Annotated in this window: 1 protein-coding gene; it reads right to left on the bottom strand. The window is 53.9% G+C overall.

Annotated elements, in window-relative coordinates; genetic code table 11:
* Nucleotides 1-855 (bottom strand): hypothetical protein (locus KDK16_RS01245; protein ID WP_257274318.1); only part of this gene is annotated, 855 nt, incomplete at its 3' end.
* Nucleotides 856-1,003: the final 148 nt, after the last annotated feature.

A 1,003-nucleotide genomic window follows, 5' to 3' on the forward strand; every position in this document is an offset into this window, starting at 1 on the left:
ACCGGATCGGCTGGCCGTCAACAGGTAATAATAGGGGGCCTCAAACACCAGCAATTGCGAGTCATCTTTGCCCGGCAATGTCCTTGATACCTTGCGACCAAACACCGCGCCATGCTTTGTGGCGCTGAATTCACGGAATTGCCTGATTTCCTGATCCAGGATCCTGGCACTCTTGAACAACACCTGTTGATTGACGAGGTCAATAAAATAGTAGCCAGTGGTCGGGCTCCCCTGGATCGGTTTTACCTTATCACTGGGGGCAATGAGCTGGATTTCTTTGTGGTGGCGGGTATCGTACCAGAGCTTCACCCGGTCTAACTTATGCCAATCTGCTTTGGCCAGTCCCAGCTTGCCGGGGAAGCAGGAATAGGGTGCATCGCGATGCCCAGCGGCCTTTTTTCTACAGTCCTTCAGGTATTCAGACCAGAACTTGTACGGTATTTTGCGTGACGACTTGAGCCACCAGTTCGGCGCCTGAGCCATGCAGTGTGCATAGATCGAGGTGGCCTGGCATTCTTTCAGTTCCAACGGCAGAAACCGGCTGAAAGCGGTGTGACGGGTCGTTATTCCGAGCAGTTTCGGTGCCCTTAACTCCTTTTCATTCAGTTTCTTAGTGTCGTATAAACGGCGAATTACCTTGCGATCCGTCGGCAGCCATTCAAACTGTGCGTTGGCATCCTGGGCTATCACTCTATAGGGGGTGTCCGGCGTCGGGGCAGGAAACCGGAAACAGGTCTCACCCAGGTAGAGGGTCCAGGTTTTTTCGGTCTGGTTCAGCACGGTTGAACAGCTTCGCGTCCCGCCGGCCTGCTCGGTTATGCAGGCATAGGGGCGTTGTCCGTTGTAGTTCAACACCCAGGTAGCGGCGGTCTTTCCACAGGTTTGAATGCGCCAGCGATATCAACGAGCTCCACTACTCCTCGGTTCCCTACCACCTGATCGACAATGCCCTGAAGACATTATGCTCGAAGGAGCCGCGTTTAACCCCCTACCAATGTGAAAG

Source organism: Endozoicomonas sp. SESOKO4, from assembly GCF_024606275.1.